This window comes from Clostridiaceae bacterium HFYG-1003, assembly GCA_024579835.1.
GTDB lineage: Bacteria > Bacillota > Clostridia > Clostridiales > Clostridiaceae > JG1575.
This window is the reverse complement of the sequence record CP102060.1, coordinates 1,572,361-1,589,160: the sequence shown is the minus strand read 5'-3', so window position 1 is coordinate 1,589,160 and position 16,800 is coordinate 1,572,361. Positions and strand designations below refer to the sequence as shown.

The window sequence follows — 16,800 nt, the reverse complement described above, 5'->3', positions numbered from 1 at the left end:
AGAATATGAAATTCAGCTATGGGAAACATGACTGGAAGGATCTGAGACGGGGTCAGGAGAACTGTTATCTGCTGACGAATCGGCTGGGAGGCTATTCCAGTGTCACTATGATCGATTCTTTGGCCCGAAATGAACACGGGCTGCTGATGGGGGCCGTGAAAGCTCCGAATGAATGGGTGCAGTTTGTGACAAAACTGGAAGCTGTGGTCCGAATTGACGGAACGGATGTGGAGCTGACCAGTCAGGAATATCTGGATCCGGCAAAAAACCAGTATGGCTGCCGCTGGCTCAACAGCTTCTCAGTGGGTGCCTGGCCCGAATGGGATTACCAGGTTGAGGGCGTTCGGGTGAAGCGATCCATCCTGATGAAGTATGAATCGAACCTGGTCATGGCAAGGTTTGTCCTCGAAAATCAGAATCAGTCCCAGGTGCAGATTCGCCTGCGGCCCTGGTTTCGATTCACGCCGAAAGGAGTCATGCCGGAGGCCGCGCAGGAATTTCTGATCGGCGATGGTCAGATCAGCAGCAACGGCTACAAGCTGTATTTCAAATCCGATCTCCCCTTAACCCAGGAGGAACCGTTCTTCGTGGAGAATCTCTATTTTGAGCAGGATGAACGGGATGGCCGGGAGTTTGTGGGCTCCATGCACTCCAGCCACTACTTTGCCTGTGAACTGGAGCCGGGCGAAGTCCGCACCGCTTATCTCATTTACAGCATGGATCCGATTCATGAGACCCCGGATGAGCTGGCCGCAGCAATTCTGAGACGTCGGGATCAGCTGGCTGACACGGCCGGACTGACCTCAGAGCTGGGACGCACGTTCACTCAGGCAGCGGATGCTTTTATTGTCGACCGGGCTTCCACGGGCTCTCGTACCATCATTGCCGGGTATCCCTTTTTCGGAGATTGGGGGCGTGATACCATGATCGCGGTCATGGGATGCTGTGTGGCCACCGGTCGGGCAGAGGATGCCAAAAGCATCTTCCGGACATTCATGAAGTATATCCGCAAAGGCATCATGCCGAACATGTTCCCTGACGGGGCGGAGGACCCCCGGTACAACACGGTGGATGCTTCACTGCTGTTTATCTGTGCCGTCTATGAGTATTACCTCCGGTTTCTGGATGAGGACTTTGTCCGTGAAGCAATGCCCGTCATGCAGGAGATCATTGACTGGTATGAAACGGGGACGGATTTCGATATCCGAATGAATGAGGATGGCCTGATTTCAGCCGGTTCCGGCTATGACCAGGTGACCTGGATGGACGTTCGGATCCAGGATATTCTGCCAACCCCCAGGCACGGCAAGCCCGTTGAAATCAATGCCTACTGGTACAACGATCTCAGGATCATGGCCCGATTTGCTGAATTAACCGGACAGGGGAATCCGGAGCGGTTCCTGAATCTGGCGGAACGGGTCAGACAGTCATTCCGCCAGCAATTCTGGAATTCCAAAGAGGGTTGCCTGAAGGATGTTGTGTCCGGTCAGCCCTGCGATGACCAGATCCGCTGCAATCAGATCTGGGCGCTGTCCCTGCCCTTCGGCATGCTGGATCAGACGGAGGAGCTTCAGGTGCTTCATGCAGTTTACCGGCATCTGCATACTCCTTACGGGCTCAGATCGTTGTCCCCGAAGGATCCCGAGTTTAAGCCCAATTACGGCGGATCCCTCTGGGACCGGGACAATGCTTATCATCAGGGAACGGTCTGGACTTTCCCGCTGGGTGCCTATTATCTGGCATACTTGAAAGTCCATCGGTACAGCGACCAGTCCAGACAGATCGTCATAGAACAGCTGGATCAGCTCAGCAGCGCGCTGAGGGAAGGCTGTGTCGGTCAGCTCCCGGAAATCTACGACGGACTGAACCCCAATGTTTCCCGTGGCTGCTTTGCCCAGGCCTGGAGTGTGGGAGAACTGCTCCGGGCAGTCCGGGCCGTCGAGAGCGAATAGAATCACTGGTTGGAAGTCGTTCGGATCGGATCGGATCCGGGCGGCTTCTTTGCACGTTCAGGCAGTTCAATGCAAGTGGAATCAAGGCTTCCATCAACCAGTATGGAGATATAGCACTTCCCCTGTTCGGGCAGATTGGGGCGTCTGTTTATTTACTTTTCTTCATCAAAAGAATACTATTAAGATAACAAATTCAGAATATTCAAGTAAAACGGAGATGGTGAATATGCTGTTTCAGGATCGGAAAGACGCGGGACAACGGTTGGCCCAGGTTCTGAAAAAATACCGTGAGGCAGACGTCATCGTATTTGCGCTGCCCCGGGGCGGAGTCGTGCTGGGAGCTGAGATTGCCAGAGAGCTGAGCGCGCCGCTGGATCTGATTATTACAAAGAAAATCGGTCACCCGATGAATCCCGAATATGCCATTGGGGACATTGCCGAAGATGGGGAGCCGGTCTGCAACACCAGAGAAGTGGAGCGAATCAATGAAGCGTGGTTTCAGGGAGAAGTCGAACGGATCCGGAAGGAGATCCGGCGGCGTCGGCAAAAATATCTCGGAGATGACAGCCGGCCGGATGTAACCGCCAAGACGGCAATCATCGTGGATGACGGAATCGCTACCGGACTGACCATGATGGCCGCTGTAGAGGAACTGAAGAGCCGCAGCCCGGCAAAAGTAGTAGTGGCGATTCCGGTTGCACCGGAGGATGTCGCCGCAACCCTGATGACAATGGCTGATGAGCTCGTTTCGTTGGAGATTGATCCTTATTATCTGGGCGCGGTGGGGGCGTATTATCGGATGTTTGATCAGGTGGACGATGCGGAAGTCATCGCGATCCTGAAAAAATCTCGAACCAGTCATCGATCCTCCGAATAGGGAACTGCCTGAACAGCAAAAAACAAAGCTTGGCGAAACGGCAGTGAATCATCGCAGGGAACATCACCGATTGAATTGGAACAAGGCATCAGGATACATCGGAACTCACCGGGAAATGATCACGGATCGAGCAGCAAAGACAGTATTTCAGCCTCGGATCAGCAGTTGACGGAAAACATCCGAATCATCACCGCAGTACGTTCATTCAAGGATACGGGAAACACAAATCGACTCTTGTTCATAACAGGAGGGTAGACCAATGAAATATTCTGAAATATATTCGCTGGTTTGAAGAAATCAGGATTGAGAATATCCCGCTGGTGGGAGGGAAGAACGCTTCCCTGGGGGAGATGTACCATGAACTGACGCCGAAGGGGATCAAGATTCCCAATGACTTTGCCGTAACCGCAGCGGCCTACTGGGACCTGGTGGGAACCGATGGCTTGATGAAGGAACTGAAGGATCTGATGGGCGGGATCGATAAGAAGGATTTAACGGACTTTGCCTTGCGGGCGAAGAAAGCCAGAGATCTCATCATCGGAGCCGGATTGCCGGATCCTGTCTGGACAGAAATTCAAGAAGCTTACCGGACACTTTGCGAGGAGTATGGCGAGGCAGCGGATGTAGCCGTGCGCAGTTCCGCAACGGCCGTGGATCTGCCGACGGCCTCCTTTGCCGGTCAGCAGGAAACGTATTTGAACATAAGGGGAGAACAGGCTCTCCGAGAAGCCTGCGCCAAGTGCTTTGCCTCCCTGTTTACGGATCGGGCGATCTCCTATCGGATCGATCATGGATTCGATCATTTTAAAGTGGCACTGTCAATCGGCATCATGAAAATGGTTCGGTTCGATCTGGCCACCAGTGGGGTTCTGTTTACGATTGACACCGAAACCGGCTTTCGGGATGTGGTTATGATCACCGCCTGTTATGGATTGGGAGAAACCATCGTTCAGGGAGCCGTGAACCCGGATGAGTATTATGTCTTCAAGCCAACATTCCGTGAGGGTTGTCGGGCGATTATTCGAAAAAATCTGGGCGATAAAAAAACAAAATGATATACAGTCAGGGTGATTCCAAACACCTGACCCGCACCGTGAATGTTTCGGAGCCTGAACGAAAGGCCTTCTGTGTGTCGGAAGACGCCATTCTGGAGCTGGCGGGCTATGGCCCGACGATCGAGGAGCATTATTCGGCAAAAGCCGGCATGAATGTCCCGATGGACATCGAGTGGGCAAAGGATGGCCTGACCGGCGAACTGTATATTGTGCAGGCGCGGCCGGAAACGGTTCAGTCGGCCAAAGCCAAAGATTATCTTGAAACCTTCCATTTGGATGGCAAAGGGACTATTCTCGCAGCCGGAAAAAGCATCGGAGAGAAAATTGGCAGCGGCAGGGCACGAACCATTAAAGATGTGAAGGAACTGAGGGAGTTTGTCCCAGGTGAAATCCTGGTGGCGGACTCGACCTCACCAGACTGGGAACCCGTTATGAAAACCGCAGCCGCCATCGTAACCAATAAAGGCGGCAGAACCTGCCATGCAGCGATCGTGAGTCGCGAACTTGGCATCCCCGCTGTCGTTGGTACGACAAAGGTGACAGAAACGGTCCAGACGGGGGATGAAATCACAGTCTGCTGCGCCCAGGGCGATGAAGGAAAGGTATATCAGGGAATGATTCCGTTCCATGTGGAAACATTCCAGCTGACGGACTTGAAACGACCTCAGACCAAAATCATGATGAATCTGGGGAATCCGGATCAGGCATTTTCCTGCTCGATGATCCCCAATGACGGAGTGGGCCTGGCGAGAATGGAATTCATCATCAATGATTTCATCAAAATCCATCCCATGGCGCTGGTTCATCCGGAACGAGTGACGGATCAAGCGGATTTTGCAACGATTGAAGAGCTGACCTATGGTTATTCCTCCAAAGCGGATTATTTTATCGACAAGCTGGCTTACGGGGTTGGTACCATTGCCGCCGCGTTCTACCCCAAACCGGTCATCGTGCGCATGAGTGACTTCAAGACAAATGAATATGCCAGCCTGATCGGGGGACAGTCCTTTGAACCGAAGGAAGAAAACCCGATGATCGGATTCCGGGGCGCGGCCCGTTACTATGATGATAAGTACCGGGAAGGATTCGCACTGGAGTGCCGCGCCATGAAAAAGGTACGGGAAGAAATGGGTCTGACCAATGTCATCCTGATGATTCCGTTTTGCCGCAGAGTCGAAGAAGCTGAAAAAGTACTGGCGGAAATGGCCGATAATGGTTTGCGCCGAGGCGAGAACGGCCTGGAAGTCTATGTCATGTGTGAAATCCCGAATAATGTCATTCTGGCCGATGACTTCAGCCGGGTCTTTGATGGTTTCTCCATTGGCTCCAATGACCTGACGCAGCTGACACTTGGCGTGGACCGGGACTCAGTCCTGGTAGCTCACGATTTTGACGAGCGGGATCCAGGAGTCTATCAGATGATATCAATGGCCATCAAAGGCTCGCAGCGAAACCACAGCCACATTGGGATCTGCGGTCAGGCTCCCAGTGATTACCCGGAGTTCGCGGAATTCCTGGTTGAAAACCACATTGATTCCATGTCCCTGAACCCGGACTCGGTGATTAAAATAACACTGCGCGTCCTGGAAATGGAAAAAAAGCTGGACCTGAAACGTTATCCAGACTAACATAGCCCAAGTGCTCCTTAAAGATGCTGTGCAATCCACAGATCATCGGTAAGGAGCTTTTTCAATGTCAATCAGAGGGTGAATCGAGATTCAGAAAGAAAGCCTCTCAGTACCCAATCCTCTTCTTCAAATAAGAACTGATCAATTTAACCTAAAATCGATTCAACAAGTATATCTATTATGACAAATATAGTGTAAAATTACACTTAACGATTGATCGGATCATTGAATGAACTGAATGGATGATATGCGAGACGTTAATCCAGGCAAATATCTAACTTAGGTAATATCCAACCAGGGCTGGCATCAAACCAAGGCAGGCATCAAAGTACTGCAGACATTAATGCGAGGCAGATAGCTAATCGAGGCAGACATTGAAACAAGGCAGAAAATGGGAGAAGAAGAATTGAATTAAGCAATCGGATGAAACGGAGTTGATTTTGATGAAAAACACTCAAAGAATCCTGCTGGCGGTGTATCTATTTCTGACGCTGGGAATGCTTTGGTTCAACTGGGTTTATGGCGGGGGGATTCCTTCTCTTCAGGTGACCTACATGGTTCGCCTGAGTATGTTTTTCACCATTCTGGTTATGAGAAAAAAGTACTGGGAACAGAAGATGCTTGTGCTTGCCTTTGCTTTTACGGTGTTGTCTGATTTCTTCTTTGTGTTTGTCAATACGTTGGATCAGCCCGTTGCAAACAGTCCGTTGTATGGCATGCTTGGGTTTGTGGGAGCATATGCCACACTGATATTCATCTTTGGCCGGCATCTGAATTTCAATAAGAACACCATACTCACACTGATTCCGTTTGTCCTGCTCTTTGGGTTTATGTTTCTGAATCTGAGAAAGTATGCCACGGGTTACATGTTTCCCGCTGCCATTGTTCTTGGAATCATCCTGTGTGTTACGGCTGCCGTGATGGTTTCAACCATAAACTCCGGGTATTTCTCGAAAAAGAGTGCCTATCTGATCGCATTGACTGGCTGCCTGATGTTCTTCAGTGATATTTTTGTAGCCTATACTTTATTTCATCCCGACTATGCCAAATTTATCCTTTGGAAAGACAACCTGATTGCTGCCACTTATGTTCCTGCCTGGACCATCCTTTTGCTGATCGCATCGGAAGAAGAGCTTTATCAGTGAACTTCGCAAAAGATGAAAATGAAAGGGCAGGCTGACGCATCCCGGTGACTGAAGATCCTCACGGAATCCAACCTGACGATGTGATCAAACGAGGCAGGTTGAACGGATCAATCAAAGAGAATGAGTCAGTCAGATGTTGCTGACCAATGAAAGGAGGCAAAGCCTGCGCCATGAAAGACAAGCCAGGGTTTGCCTGACCCCGGAGTTTTCAGCCGCCGAGATTTGCATAACCCGCTGGGGAGAAAGAAATGCTGTTATAACAATGCGTTTTGTTACCGATTTCACCTATTTTCCCCTGAAAAAAACAGATATAATGAAAGCACACAAATATTGGGAAATCCCGATTGAGTGCACACCAGCCTCGATACTAGAAAATACAACAATATAACGGAGGTGTATGATGAGTAATTTCACTCAATCCATACGAAAAGTATTTCAAAACGCAGGAAAGTCCTTTAAGACCTTCCCAGCTGTTATGGTCAATGCAGTCCTGTTTACTCTCGTCTCCCTGGTCCGAATCGCAATGGACTGGCAGACGCAGCAGCCCTACAATTTCCTGTTCAATACTCTTCATGCTTCACTGGCTCTCGGAGCAGTTTTCAGCCTGGCTGCCATCACCTATGCCAAGAGTCGGAGCAATACCAAACAATCGTTCCTGATGGCTAATCTGGCCGGCCTGATTGTTCCGGCCGTGACCTTCCTGCTGCTCTATTTCTTCGGTGGATATTACCCGAAGTATGAATTCCAGGAAGGCACCATCTACAAGGCGATAACGGTTCTTGCCGGTACCAGGGTCCTGGTCGGAGGCCTCATCTCCCTGTTGGGATTCCTCCTGTTTGCGGGACGGACCAAAGATGGTTCGGATTTTTCCGGTTCTCTGTTCATGACGCTGAAGGCATTTTTCCTGGCCCTGATCTACGGACTTGTGATCCTGATCGGCGTGTCCGGAGTGTTCGGCGCAATTCAGGCTCTGCTCTATAACAACATGAGGGGCGAAGTATATCAGGTGGTTGCTACCCTCAGCGGATTTGTCGGATTCAGCATCTTTATTGGCTATTTCCCAGACTTCCGCAAGGATGCCGAGGACGAGCACCGGCTGATCGCTCAGCAGCAGCCCCGCTTCATCACCATTTTGCTCGAATACATCCTGGTGCCCATCATGCTGGCCCTGACGGTGGTGTTGATCCTGTGGGCCGGACAGACCATCCTGGGTGGAATGAATACCCGGTTCATCAATCTGTACAGCATCGCTACGGCCTTTGCCATTGGCGGATTGCTGCTCCATATCCTGATTACGAAAAATGATTCTGCTTTGGCAAAATTCTATAAAAAAGTATTTCCCATTGCCGCTCTCTTTATTCTGCTTTTTGAAGCCTGGGCATTGATCACACAGTTCAATAAGTATGGGCTCAAGACCGCGGAATACCTGTTCACCATAGTCTGGATCATCGCATTTGCCTCCTTCATCCTGCTGATCCTGAAACAGGAGAAAGCCCATCGCTATATGGTGTATGTCACCTCGGTCCTGGCAGTGATTGCAGTCCTTCCGCTGGTTGGATTCACGGACTTGCCCTTCATGGAACAGATCAACCGGCTGGAATCGACCCTGAAACGCGAGAATATGCTGCAGAACGATACGATCGTTCCGGCATCCAAAGAGCCGGCTCGAGAAACAAAAGAAGTGATCACGGAAACGGTGGACTATCTGATCAATGCAGAAGGTGCCATCTACCCAACCTGGCTTGATCCGGTCAAGCTCAATTACAATAATTTCCGGACAACCATGGGCTTCGAGCGGCTGAGCGCCGGGGAAGAACCCCAGACGCCGGATGGCAGTCAGTCACTGTCTCTGATGCTGGATACTCAAATTCTGGATATCAAGGGTTATGAATGGGCGCTGAACTCCGCCTACTTTATGAAGGAAGCCGCAGGCACGATTCAGTTTAACGGAAGAAATGGCAAGTATGATCTGATCTGGACTCAGCAGCCCCAGTCCATTCCGGTACTGGAAGTGAAAAAGGACGGAGTGACCATTCTGAAGGGTGATTTAAAGCCATTCATCGATCAGACGCTTCAGAAGTATCCTTTGGGATCAAAAACCGGGATTCCTGAAACAACTGCTGATATGACTTACCTGATGGAATCAGATCAGGTGGCAGTGCTGGTGGTGCTGCAAAATTTGGAGATCAATGCTGGTCCGGAAAATGCAAAGCCTGTTTACTTCATCAACCTGAATTCGATGTATGTGAAGGAAAAACCTTAATCAGCCAGATGCTACTCGGAGCGACACATTGGGCGCGATGAAAAACCTTTTGGTTAGTCCTCGAGCACGAACGAAAAGACTACCTGGCCGGATCCCTGGATCCGGCCAAACTTCAGGAGGGAAACAATGGATTGGATCAAAATTAATGAATGGAGAGAATTTTTACGGGACAACGTTCGGGAAGAAGTAGATTTTTCTACTACGGACCAGAACAATGATATTCCAATGCCCCCGGTGGAAAAACCCTGGGTCGGCGGAGAGGTCATTTCATTGCCGGGAGAAGAAACCTTCGACTTTCAATTCAAGAGTTTTCTGGATATCATCCGGGATCGGGAGTCCCGGCGTGTGTTTGATCAAACGGAAATGAAGCTGAAGGAACTGTCATTCCTGCTCTGGGCAACTCAGGGCGTTCGCTCCAATAAACCCAACCGCATTCTGCGGCATGTCCCGTCGGCCGGGAATCGCCATTCAGCAGAAACCTACTTGGCCGTCTTTCGGGTGGAGGGACTGAAGCAGGGTATTTATCGGTACTTGCCGCTTGAACATCAGATTGGCCTGGTGCGGGAGTTGCCGGATCTCTGGGACCACGTCAACAAGGCAGCCCATATGCAGCTGTTTGCCTCCCGCTGCAACGTTCTGTTCCTTTGGACCAGCCTGCCGTATCGTACGGAATGGCGCTATGGTCATGCGTCCGCCAAAGTGATCGCTCTGGATCTGGGCCATATTTGCCAGAACCTTTATCTGGCCTGTGAAGCCATAGGATACGGCACCTGTGCCATCGCAGCCTACGACCAGAAAGCATCGGATCAGCTGCTGGGTGTCGATGGCAAAGATGAATTCACGGTATATCTGGCTCCGGTGGGTAAACAGAAAACCAGAAGCTAAATCGGCGGTCAAGCCGAAACTTGATCTTTTGAACCAGCAGCATGCAAAAAAAATAGCCCGATCCTCCAAGTGATAGTATAATAAAAACAATTGACAACGGGAGGATCAAAGCCAATGTATACAAAAATCAGCCGATATATGGTGCAGCCTGAAAAGAAAGAAGAATTTCTGGACATCCAGCAGGAGATCTCTGATCTGTATCTGAACAGCATGGGGGGAAGAATGCAGTTCCTCAGAAACGAAAACAATTCGGAAGAATGGATCGTTTTGCAGCAGTTTGAATCAAGGGATCTGTTTGACCGCAGAATCCATGAAGTATTGGAAAACCTGGCAGAAACTGATCTGGAGGATCGCCTGCGTGATCTTCTTACGGCACCTGTAGAAGAAAATACTCAGGATTACTATATGTTCATGGAAGTAATTTCTGAGGATTAAATACTCAAGGATAAATCTCAAGGATAAATCTCAAGGATAAATCTCAAGGATAAATCTCAATGGTCATCTCAAGGATTTCATTTTAAAGATTGATTTGAAAGATTGATTTGAAAGATTGATTTGAAAGATTGATTTGAAAGATTGATTTGAAAGATTCATTTTAGAGATAGATCTGAAAGATAGACCTCAAAGATTGAATCGAAGAAGGTGAATCTCCAGAGGTCTCATCTCAGAAAATAAATCAGGTCAGTTCAACAAAAAAACTGGTTTCGTGGGAAACCAGTTTTTTTGTGTTTATGGTGAGCCATCATCCACGATGAAATGGATCCATTGAGAGCGGCAGTTTTAGCCAACCGGATCAACGTAACATCTAGAATATGGTGATGCCTTTTTCCGTAATGAGCTTGTTGACCGGGATATCAAATTCATCAGTGGGTACTTCTTCTGTCTGCTGCAGGCTGAAGGCAATGGCGATCTTTGGTACTGAGGGCTCAATTTGCGAGAAGAACCGATCGTAGAAGCCGGCACCATAGCCAATCCGATAACCATTTTTGTCGAATAGGACACCAGGTGTGACTACCAGATCGATTTCAGCCTTGTCCTTCAATCGCAGCTGATCCTCCCTGGGACTAAGGATTCCATAATAGCCGGGGACCAGGTCTTCGTCAAAATTCAGGATCTGAGCAGGCACCATGATGCGCTCTTCGCGGATGATGTAAGGTACATAAACTTGCTTCCCTTCGGTCAGGGCATCCTTGATGAACTGGTGCGTTTCGACCTCGTCCTCGAAGGATACAAAGCACATCAGGATCCGGGCATTCTGGTATTCAGGCGTTTGCTTCAAAGTATCTATGATTCGGCTGGAATACTCATGGAAACGTTCCGGGGACTCTTCGGCCAGTTGTTTTCTTTTGGACAGGGTTTCACGTCGCAGGGCTTTTTTAAATTCTTTCAGCTCCTGGCGTTGATTAAGGTCCATGTTTCATTCCTCCTGTATTAATGATTGTCTTGTCACCATTAGTATATCAGGAGCAGGGGGGATATGCCCCGTACCCTGGTTATTTTTCCAAATAGATACAAGTTATTCACAGGCGAGGCGCCAACTCCTGGATAGAACGCTATATAATAAAAGAAACGGCCACATCCATGAACGAATCTTCTGATTGGCGGAAGCTTCGCATTGGCACCGTTCCGGAGGAGTTGAATGAATTTGCAGCAGCATTCCCTGGGGAAACCTGACATGATCTTGTCTGATCTGAAAAAGCCCGTGATCCTTACTGTCATTGCGAACTGGCTGATGGGAGACCGGGTTCTGGCCCTTGCTTCACTGCATGCCTATCAGACAGCGTTCGTCAGCCCGGGGCGGGGAACGGTACGTAAAGCATTCTTGAGGCAGGCGGGGCTGTCCGATCTGCGCAAGGAAATTGTGACGATCGTGACGGAGGAGGACCAGGCTTACCGAATTCTGGAGGATCTCAAAACCGAGATGCATCTGGAAGACGAGCACTCGGGCATTGCCTTTGTGCGCAGGGGACTAGAGCCAGTGGAACTGAGTACGGCAATGACGCCGGATAAGGAGGTTCATGAAATGGAACAGGAAAAACTCAGAGCAATCTATGTAGTGGTGAACAAGGGCTTTGCCGAAGATGTTATACTGGCGGGGGAACGTGCCGGAACTAGGGGAGCCACGGTCATCCCTGCCCATGGGGAAGCTAGGGAAGAACACATCAAGGGATTAAAAGTATCAGCTGACAAAGAATTGATTCTCATCATTACCAGCCCGGAGAAGGCGTCCCGGTTCATGGACATCATCCACCAGGATCCGGCAATTATCGAACAAGGTCAGGGACAGGCCTTTGTCATGGAAGTGGTCGATTCTGTCGGAATCAAGTTCTATTAAAGAATGATAATCAGCAGGTGGATTCGCTGACCGGAAGTGGACCATTGAGAATTCTTGTGCAGCAGGTATCCATATTTTGGATGCCTGTCATTTTTACCTGCGACTCTTTGAAGGATTACATCAGTTCTTTTACAGAATGGGCAAGGAATGATAGACTTGGTTCAGCAGCCTAATCGTTTAAAGCAATCGCTCAGGCAGACAAAGACCCAGACATTCCAGGAATAAAAAAATCAAAGGAGAATGAGGAAGCTCATCCGATTTGAGATGATGGGATCTGCGTATTAACCAGATCCACGCTTCTTTAACATCATATGGATCAATCAAGAAAAGACAATAAGGGTACAGTGGATCAGCACAGTACCCTCAATCCCGAAGAACAGCCCAAGCATCAACGACGTAAGCGATATAAGGGGACTCATCCCAAATCGTACAGTGAGAAGTACAAGGAACTGCAGCCGGAAAAATATGCGGAGACGATAGCCCGGGTCATTCAAAAGGGAAGCACCCCCGCCGGTATGCATATCTCCATTTGCGTCAATGAAATCCTCGAGTTCCTCCAGATCAGACCCGGGCAGATTGGTCTGGACGCAACTCTGGGTTATGGCGGACATACCTTGGAAATGCTGCGGCAAATGGAATCTCAAGGACATCTGTACGCCCTCGATGTGGATCCCATCGAATTGCCGCGGACCAGGGAACGTCTGGCCGCTCAGGGATTTGGACCTGAGATTCTAACCATCCGTCAAATGAATTTCAGCAATATCGATCTCCTTGCCCAGGAGTCCGGTCCCATTGATTTCATTCTGGCTGATCTGGGCGTATCCTCGATGCAGATAGACAACCCTGAGCGGGGATTTTCGTTCAAGACAGAAGGGCCGCTGGATCTGCGGCTCAACCCCGAAAAAGGCCTGTCAGCAGCGCAGCGCCTGCGCGACTTGCGGGTAGATCAACTCACTGAACTGTTCGTGGAAAATTCCGATGAACCGCATGCTGAAGTCATTGCCCGCTCGATCATGGCAGCCAGAAAACGCGGAGCAAAAATCGATACGACCACTGAACTTCGGGAGATTATTGCCCAGGCTTTGATGTTTTTGCCAAAAGCGACCCGCGATGAGGAAATCAAAAAGTCCTGTCAGCGATGCTTTCAGGCTCTTCGCATTGATGTCAATCAGGAGTTCGAAGTTCTCTATCAGTTTCTTGAGAAACTGCCCCAAGTACTAGCTCCGGGCGGGCGCGTCGCCATTCTTTCCTTTCATTCCGGAGAGGATCGCCTCGTAAAAAAATCCTTCCAGCGATTCTTTCGGGAAGGAATATACCGGGAAATTGCAACCGGGCCGATCCGGCCTTCCGCGGAAGAATGCAGTACCAACAGCCGAGCTCGCTCTGCGAAACTCAGATGGGCTATTAAGGCATAATTTATTGGCAAGTCGTCACGGTCAAGCCGCTGCAGGAAGGGATTCAGTTCAACAACATATTAATCTCAGACTTTTCCTCTGTCCCAATCTGCACGACTGGATTGCGACTGGGCAGGCATTCCTGCATATGATATTCAAAGCAAGCCAGATCTAACAGCCACTCGGATCATATGCTGTTTTGGCTATAATTCACTCTGCGGGTCGGACTCATTGAGTCAGGATCAAGTGATCTGGCAATAAAAAATGGCAGTCATAAATCCAGTTTGGATTACTGACTGCCATTTTTTGGCTGTTCACCAAATAACGCTGGTAAGACCACTTCAGCTGGAGATGACCTGCAGCGTTTCAAGCTGGGGGGTGAGTTCAGGTGGGGCGTCCTGGCGGTGAGATTTTTATTTCTTGTACCAGGAGAGAGGGTGGACCTTTACTGCGGCAAATTCATAATCAGCATTATGATCCTCCCAGCTTCCGTCGTGCTCATCCGGATCGCGAATCATGATTTTTCCGACGACAGCTTCTTTCCCATCCAACTTCTGGAAGGAAATGGCGTAAACGGTGGTTTCACCGGCTTTGGTCCCACTCTTTTTGCCGATCCAGGCTTTTTCCGTTGCGTCCCAGGTGCAGGCCATGACCAGATCCTTAGAATAACTACCATTGTCCTTGCATGGAACAACATACAGGGTATCGCCCTTCAACTCCGCTCTGATCCAGTAATTCGATTGCTGCTGCGGGATACCATCCGAATAGGTGAATCTAACATCACCCGCATAGTAACCCGAGTTGTCCTGTGCGGGAAGACGAAGGATGACTTCCGGCGATTGATAGCTGAACTTGACTGTCAGGTCTGGTTTTTTTGCTTTGAGTTGCTTCTTGTCTTTATAGAATGCCAGTCGGGTCGGAGCCCCGGCTTCCAAATAGTGGTAAAGATTGTACGAAAACACCGTGTTGGAGCGCTCATTGGCTGATGGCCTGGCGGTCCAGTCAGCCACTTTGGTGCCTTCCTTCAGGGGTTCAAATTGCATGATATCTGAAGCATGGTCGGAGCTGGGGAAAAACCCGCTCGGGGCGGTCGGGTCTTCAACGGAGACATCAGTCAATTCATTCAGGACAGGCCAGGCTGCCAGAACCTGACGGAAAACTTCCTTGCGCAGTTCCTCGTAGGCGGTTCGGCTCATTTCGCGGAACAGGGGCGCCAGATCATGAATCACTTCTGCTTTAAAGCGCTGATGCCAGGCTTGGGTTTCTGCGGTGTCGGGCCAGTTGAACTCTTCCAGATTGTCCTTGAACAGGACTCCGGTTTCATACTTGGCGGCATGGTCTAATACTTCCTTGCCATCCACGTCCCAGAATGCGTCGCAGAACTGATTAATGATGGAATCGATGGTTTTGGCCATTCCTTTGGGATCAAATTTATGCTCATCTTCGATTTGTCGGAAAATCTTCGCCCACGTATGGGGGAGATTGTGACTCATCAGTTGTTTTGCGTAGTCTGGCTCGTAGTCCGTGTAGCTCTTGTCAAACTGTTCTCTTGAGTAAACCCACTTGCGGCTGTCTTGAAGCCATACCATGTTTGCATCAGTAAAGAATCGATAGAACCCCTCTTCATTCGACTCAGCTGCTGCCACTGGCTGATCAGGGTTCATGTACTGGGCGTAGTCCTGCAAGCCCCAGATCCAGAAGCCAGTAGCAATGGAACCCCAGACCGGCGAGGAATAGTAGATGGCAAGACCTGTAGCAGCCGCTTCACATAGATTCACCATATTATCCCAAAGGACTGCTTGCGGTTCGTCATTGTTTTTAAGCTGATACCCGACTTTGGATACCGTCAGCAGGATGCCCAGTCCGCCAAGGACTTTTCCATGGAGCTCAAAAGGTTTCTTCTTAATGAAATCGTCAATATAGGGCGGATCAACCAAAGTACCCACGCCGTTTATCGAATCTGCTGTGACGCTGAACCAGAAGCGGTGGGTCGGATTGCTGACAATCTTAGGATCCTTGATGAATGGCCGGAGGGATTCCTGATCCAGAGCGCCCACCACCTGATCAATGCGATTGCTTGTGGTATAGACCTGTGCAGCGGGACCTTTGCTGTTTTTGAAGGGCATGAAGAGTTTGATCAGTTCTGATTCCGCAAACCCGCCCTTGGCATCCTTGAGCACACCGTAGGGAGAAAAGTGAGTTGTAGAAAAGGTTACGAGATCTTTATCATTGTCAACGGTGCTGGGATAAGCCAGCCAGGTCTGCTGTTCTTTGTCATAGTATGCAATTGAAATTCGATCCGCTTCCTCTTCCTCAGGGATATCTTTGCCGTCATAGGGCAATGTGATGTCGACGACCACTGGGAATTCACTGTGGTCTGCGCCATTCAGTTGGAAATTATAGATAGCGAAGGACGTTCCGGATTTTTGGTCGACTTTTTCGGGCAACCGGGATACCTTCAACGAGGATTTCTTTTCAAGGGCATAGGCCCCAAAATCAACCGTGGCACCTTTGATCGCGGCCACGGGGGCCTCTGGAGACACCTCGGTGGTTTCGCCGGGGGTGGCCAGTTCAGCCTCGGTCAGAATCACAGATTCGTATACGGATCCTTCGGCAGTAGACTTGATCGGTTTTGAAGCGGTAGTCTGCGTGCTGCCCGGGTCATTTGACCAGGGAGGGTTTTCCAAAAAATCAGGGAAGCACTGAACCAGAAGAATACCACTCAATCCCAGGGCTGCGAGGCCCTTGAGCAAGGAGCCTTTTTTCCGCACAGGTTGGGGAGCAAGTGCTTTCTTGGTGACAGGATCTGGCAGATTCTTTGCGGATTTTTTTGAAGGCTTTGCAGAACTGGTGGTATCAGTCTGCGGGGGCTTCTCCGCAGCTTTTGTCGTCTTTTTTCGCGACGACTTCGGCTGCTGTTGAGGTGTTTCTCGGGACGGAGAATCAGTCGCTGGTTTCTCTTCTAATTCGAGGCTTTTTGTGGACTGGTGTTCCGGCATGGCAGGGGCTGGTGACAACTGATTTCCGCAGGCTCGACAGAAGCTGGCACCAGGCTGTGCTTCGTAACCGCATTGATCACAGATCAAACTTAAAGAAGTCGGCTCCCGAACTGGTTCCCCGCAATCGGGGCAGAATTTAGCATGGTTGGACAAGTCCTTTCCGCAGGATGAACACTTCATATTGGTCTACTCCTTTTGCAGGTTTCTTCGGGCTTAACGGCTTTATTAAAGAATTAATTGATTTTTAGTGGATATTCGGTCATTGCA

The 16,800-nt window shown here is 49.8% G+C and carries 13 protein-coding genes; 11 read left to right on the top strand and 2 right to left on the bottom strand.

All coding sequences use genetic code 11. From position 1 onward, the window contains the following. Positions 1-5: 5 nt before the first annotated feature. The 9 genes from NQU17_07130 (at position 6) to NQU17_07090 (ending at position 10,240) form a co-directional block, all read left to right on the top strand. Positions 6-1,952: an amylo-alpha-1,6-glucosidase gene (locus tag NQU17_07130; GenBank protein UUM13324.1), complete on the top strand. Its 1,947-nt coding sequence runs from the start codon at positions 6-8 to the stop codon at positions 1,950-1,952. A 226-nt stretch (positions 1,953-2,178) separates the two neighbouring features. Beyond that, entirely contained in the window at positions 2,179-2,829 is a 651-nt protein-coding gene (locus NQU17_07125; GenBank protein UUM13323.1) for a phosphoribosyltransferase family protein, read from the top strand. A 320-nt stretch (positions 2,830-3,149) separates the two neighbouring features. Continuing rightward, complete coding sequence (locus NQU17_07120; GenBank protein UUM13322.1) at positions 3,150-3,884, top strand: hypothetical protein; 735 nt, start codon at positions 3,150-3,152, stop codon at positions 3,882-3,884. Next, entirely contained in the window at positions 3,881-5,512 is a 1,632-nt protein-coding gene (gene ppsA / locus NQU17_07115) for a phosphoenolpyruvate synthase (GenBank protein ID UUM13321.1), read from the top strand. The genes NQU17_07120 and ppsA overlap by 4 nt, the downstream gene beginning before the upstream one ends. Positions 5,513-5,955: 443 nt before the next feature. Then, positions 5,956-6,657 (top strand): hypothetical protein, encoded by a 702-nt coding sequence (locus NQU17_07110; GenBank protein ID UUM13320.1) that lies wholly within the window; start codon positions 5,956-5,958, stop codon positions 6,655-6,657. A 133-nt stretch (positions 6,658-6,790) separates the two neighbouring features. Then, entirely contained in the window at positions 6,791-7,045 is a 255-nt protein-coding gene (locus NQU17_07105; GenBank protein ID UUM13319.1) for a hypothetical protein, read from the top strand. Between the two features lie 12 nt (positions 7,046-7,057). Next, positions 7,058-8,920 (top strand): DUF4153 domain-containing protein, encoded by a 1,863-nt coding sequence (locus NQU17_07100; GenBank protein ID UUM13318.1) that lies wholly within the window; start codon positions 7,058-7,060, stop codon positions 8,918-8,920. 126 nt (positions 8,921-9,046) lie between these two features. Continuing rightward, positions 9,047-9,805, top strand: coding sequence for a SagB/ThcOx family dehydrogenase (locus NQU17_07095; GenBank protein UUM13317.1), 759 nt, complete (start codon positions 9,047-9,049; stop codon positions 9,803-9,805). Positions 9,806-9,919: 114 nt separating this feature from the next. After that, positions 9,920-10,240: an antibiotic biosynthesis monooxygenase gene (locus NQU17_07090; GenBank protein ID UUM13316.1), complete on the top strand. Its 321-nt coding sequence runs from the start codon at positions 9,920-9,922 to the stop codon at positions 10,238-10,240. Between the two features lie 370 nt (positions 10,241-10,610). On the opposite strand, the gene NQU17_07085 is transcribed toward NQU17_07090, so the two are convergent. After that, positions 10,611-11,219: a 5-formyltetrahydrofolate cyclo-ligase gene (locus NQU17_07085; GenBank protein ID UUM13315.1), complete on the bottom strand. Its 609-nt coding sequence runs from the start codon at positions 11,217-11,219 to the stop codon at positions 10,611-10,613. 225 nt (positions 11,220-11,444) lie between these two features. Here NQU17_07085 and NQU17_07080 point away from each other — a divergent pair, with 225 nt between their 5' ends. Both NQU17_07080 and rsmH read left to right on the top strand, forming a co-directional pair. Then, positions 11,445-12,140, top strand: a complete 696-nt coding sequence (locus tag NQU17_07080; GenBank protein UUM13314.1) for a hypothetical protein — start codon at positions 11,445-11,447, stop codon at positions 12,138-12,140. Positions 12,141-12,451: 311 nt separating this feature from the next. Continuing rightward, positions 12,452-13,555 (top strand): 16S rRNA (cytosine(1402)-N(4))-methyltransferase RsmH, encoded by a 1,104-nt coding sequence (gene rsmH / locus NQU17_07075; GenBank protein UUM13313.1) that lies wholly within the window; start codon positions 12,452-12,454, stop codon positions 13,553-13,555. A gap of 392 nt (positions 13,556-13,947) precedes the next feature. On the opposite strand, the gene NQU17_07070 is transcribed toward rsmH, so the two are convergent. After that, entirely contained in the window at positions 13,948-16,305 is a 2,358-nt protein-coding gene (locus NQU17_07070) for a hypothetical protein (GenBank protein UUM13312.1), read from the bottom strand. Positions 16,306-16,800 lie beyond the last annotated feature (495 nt).

Bases quoted from the DNA above. Each gene is read 5' to 3' on its own strand.
- NQU17_07095 (UUM13317.1), top strand. From the start codon at position 9,047: ATGGATTGGATCAAAATTAATGAATGGAGAGAATTTTTACGGGACAAC.
- NQU17_07090 (UUM13316.1), top strand. From the start codon at position 9,920: ATGTATACAAAAATCAGCCGATATATGGTGCAGCCTGAAAAGAAAGAA.
- rsmH (UUM13313.1), top strand. From the start codon at position 12,452: ATGGATCAATCAAGAAAAGACAATAAGGGTACAGTGGATCAGCACAGT.
- NQU17_07085 (UUM13315.1), bottom strand. From the start codon at position 11,219: ATGGACCTTAATCAACGCCAGGAGCTGAAAGAATTTAAAAAAGCCCTG.
- NQU17_07110 (UUM13320.1), top strand. From the start codon at position 5,956: ATGAAAAACACTCAAAGAATCCTGCTGGCGGTGTATCTATTTCTGACG.
- ppsA (UUM13321.1), top strand. From the start codon at position 3,881: ATGATATACAGTCAGGGTGATTCCAAACACCTGACCCGCACCGTGAAT.
- NQU17_07130 (UUM13324.1), top strand. From the start codon at position 6: ATGAAATTCAGCTATGGGAAACATGACTGGAAGGATCTGAGACGGGGT.
- NQU17_07105 (UUM13319.1), top strand. From the start codon at position 6,791: ATGTTGCTGACCAATGAAAGGAGGCAAAGCCTGCGCCATGAAAGACAA.
- NQU17_07100 (UUM13318.1), top strand. From the start codon at position 7,058: ATGAGTAATTTCACTCAATCCATACGAAAAGTATTTCAAAACGCAGGA.
- NQU17_07125 (UUM13323.1), top strand. From the start codon at position 2,179: ATGCTGTTTCAGGATCGGAAAGACGCGGGACAACGGTTGGCCCAGGTT.
- NQU17_07080 (UUM13314.1), top strand. From the start codon at position 11,445: ATGAATTTGCAGCAGCATTCCCTGGGGAAACCTGACATGATCTTGTCT.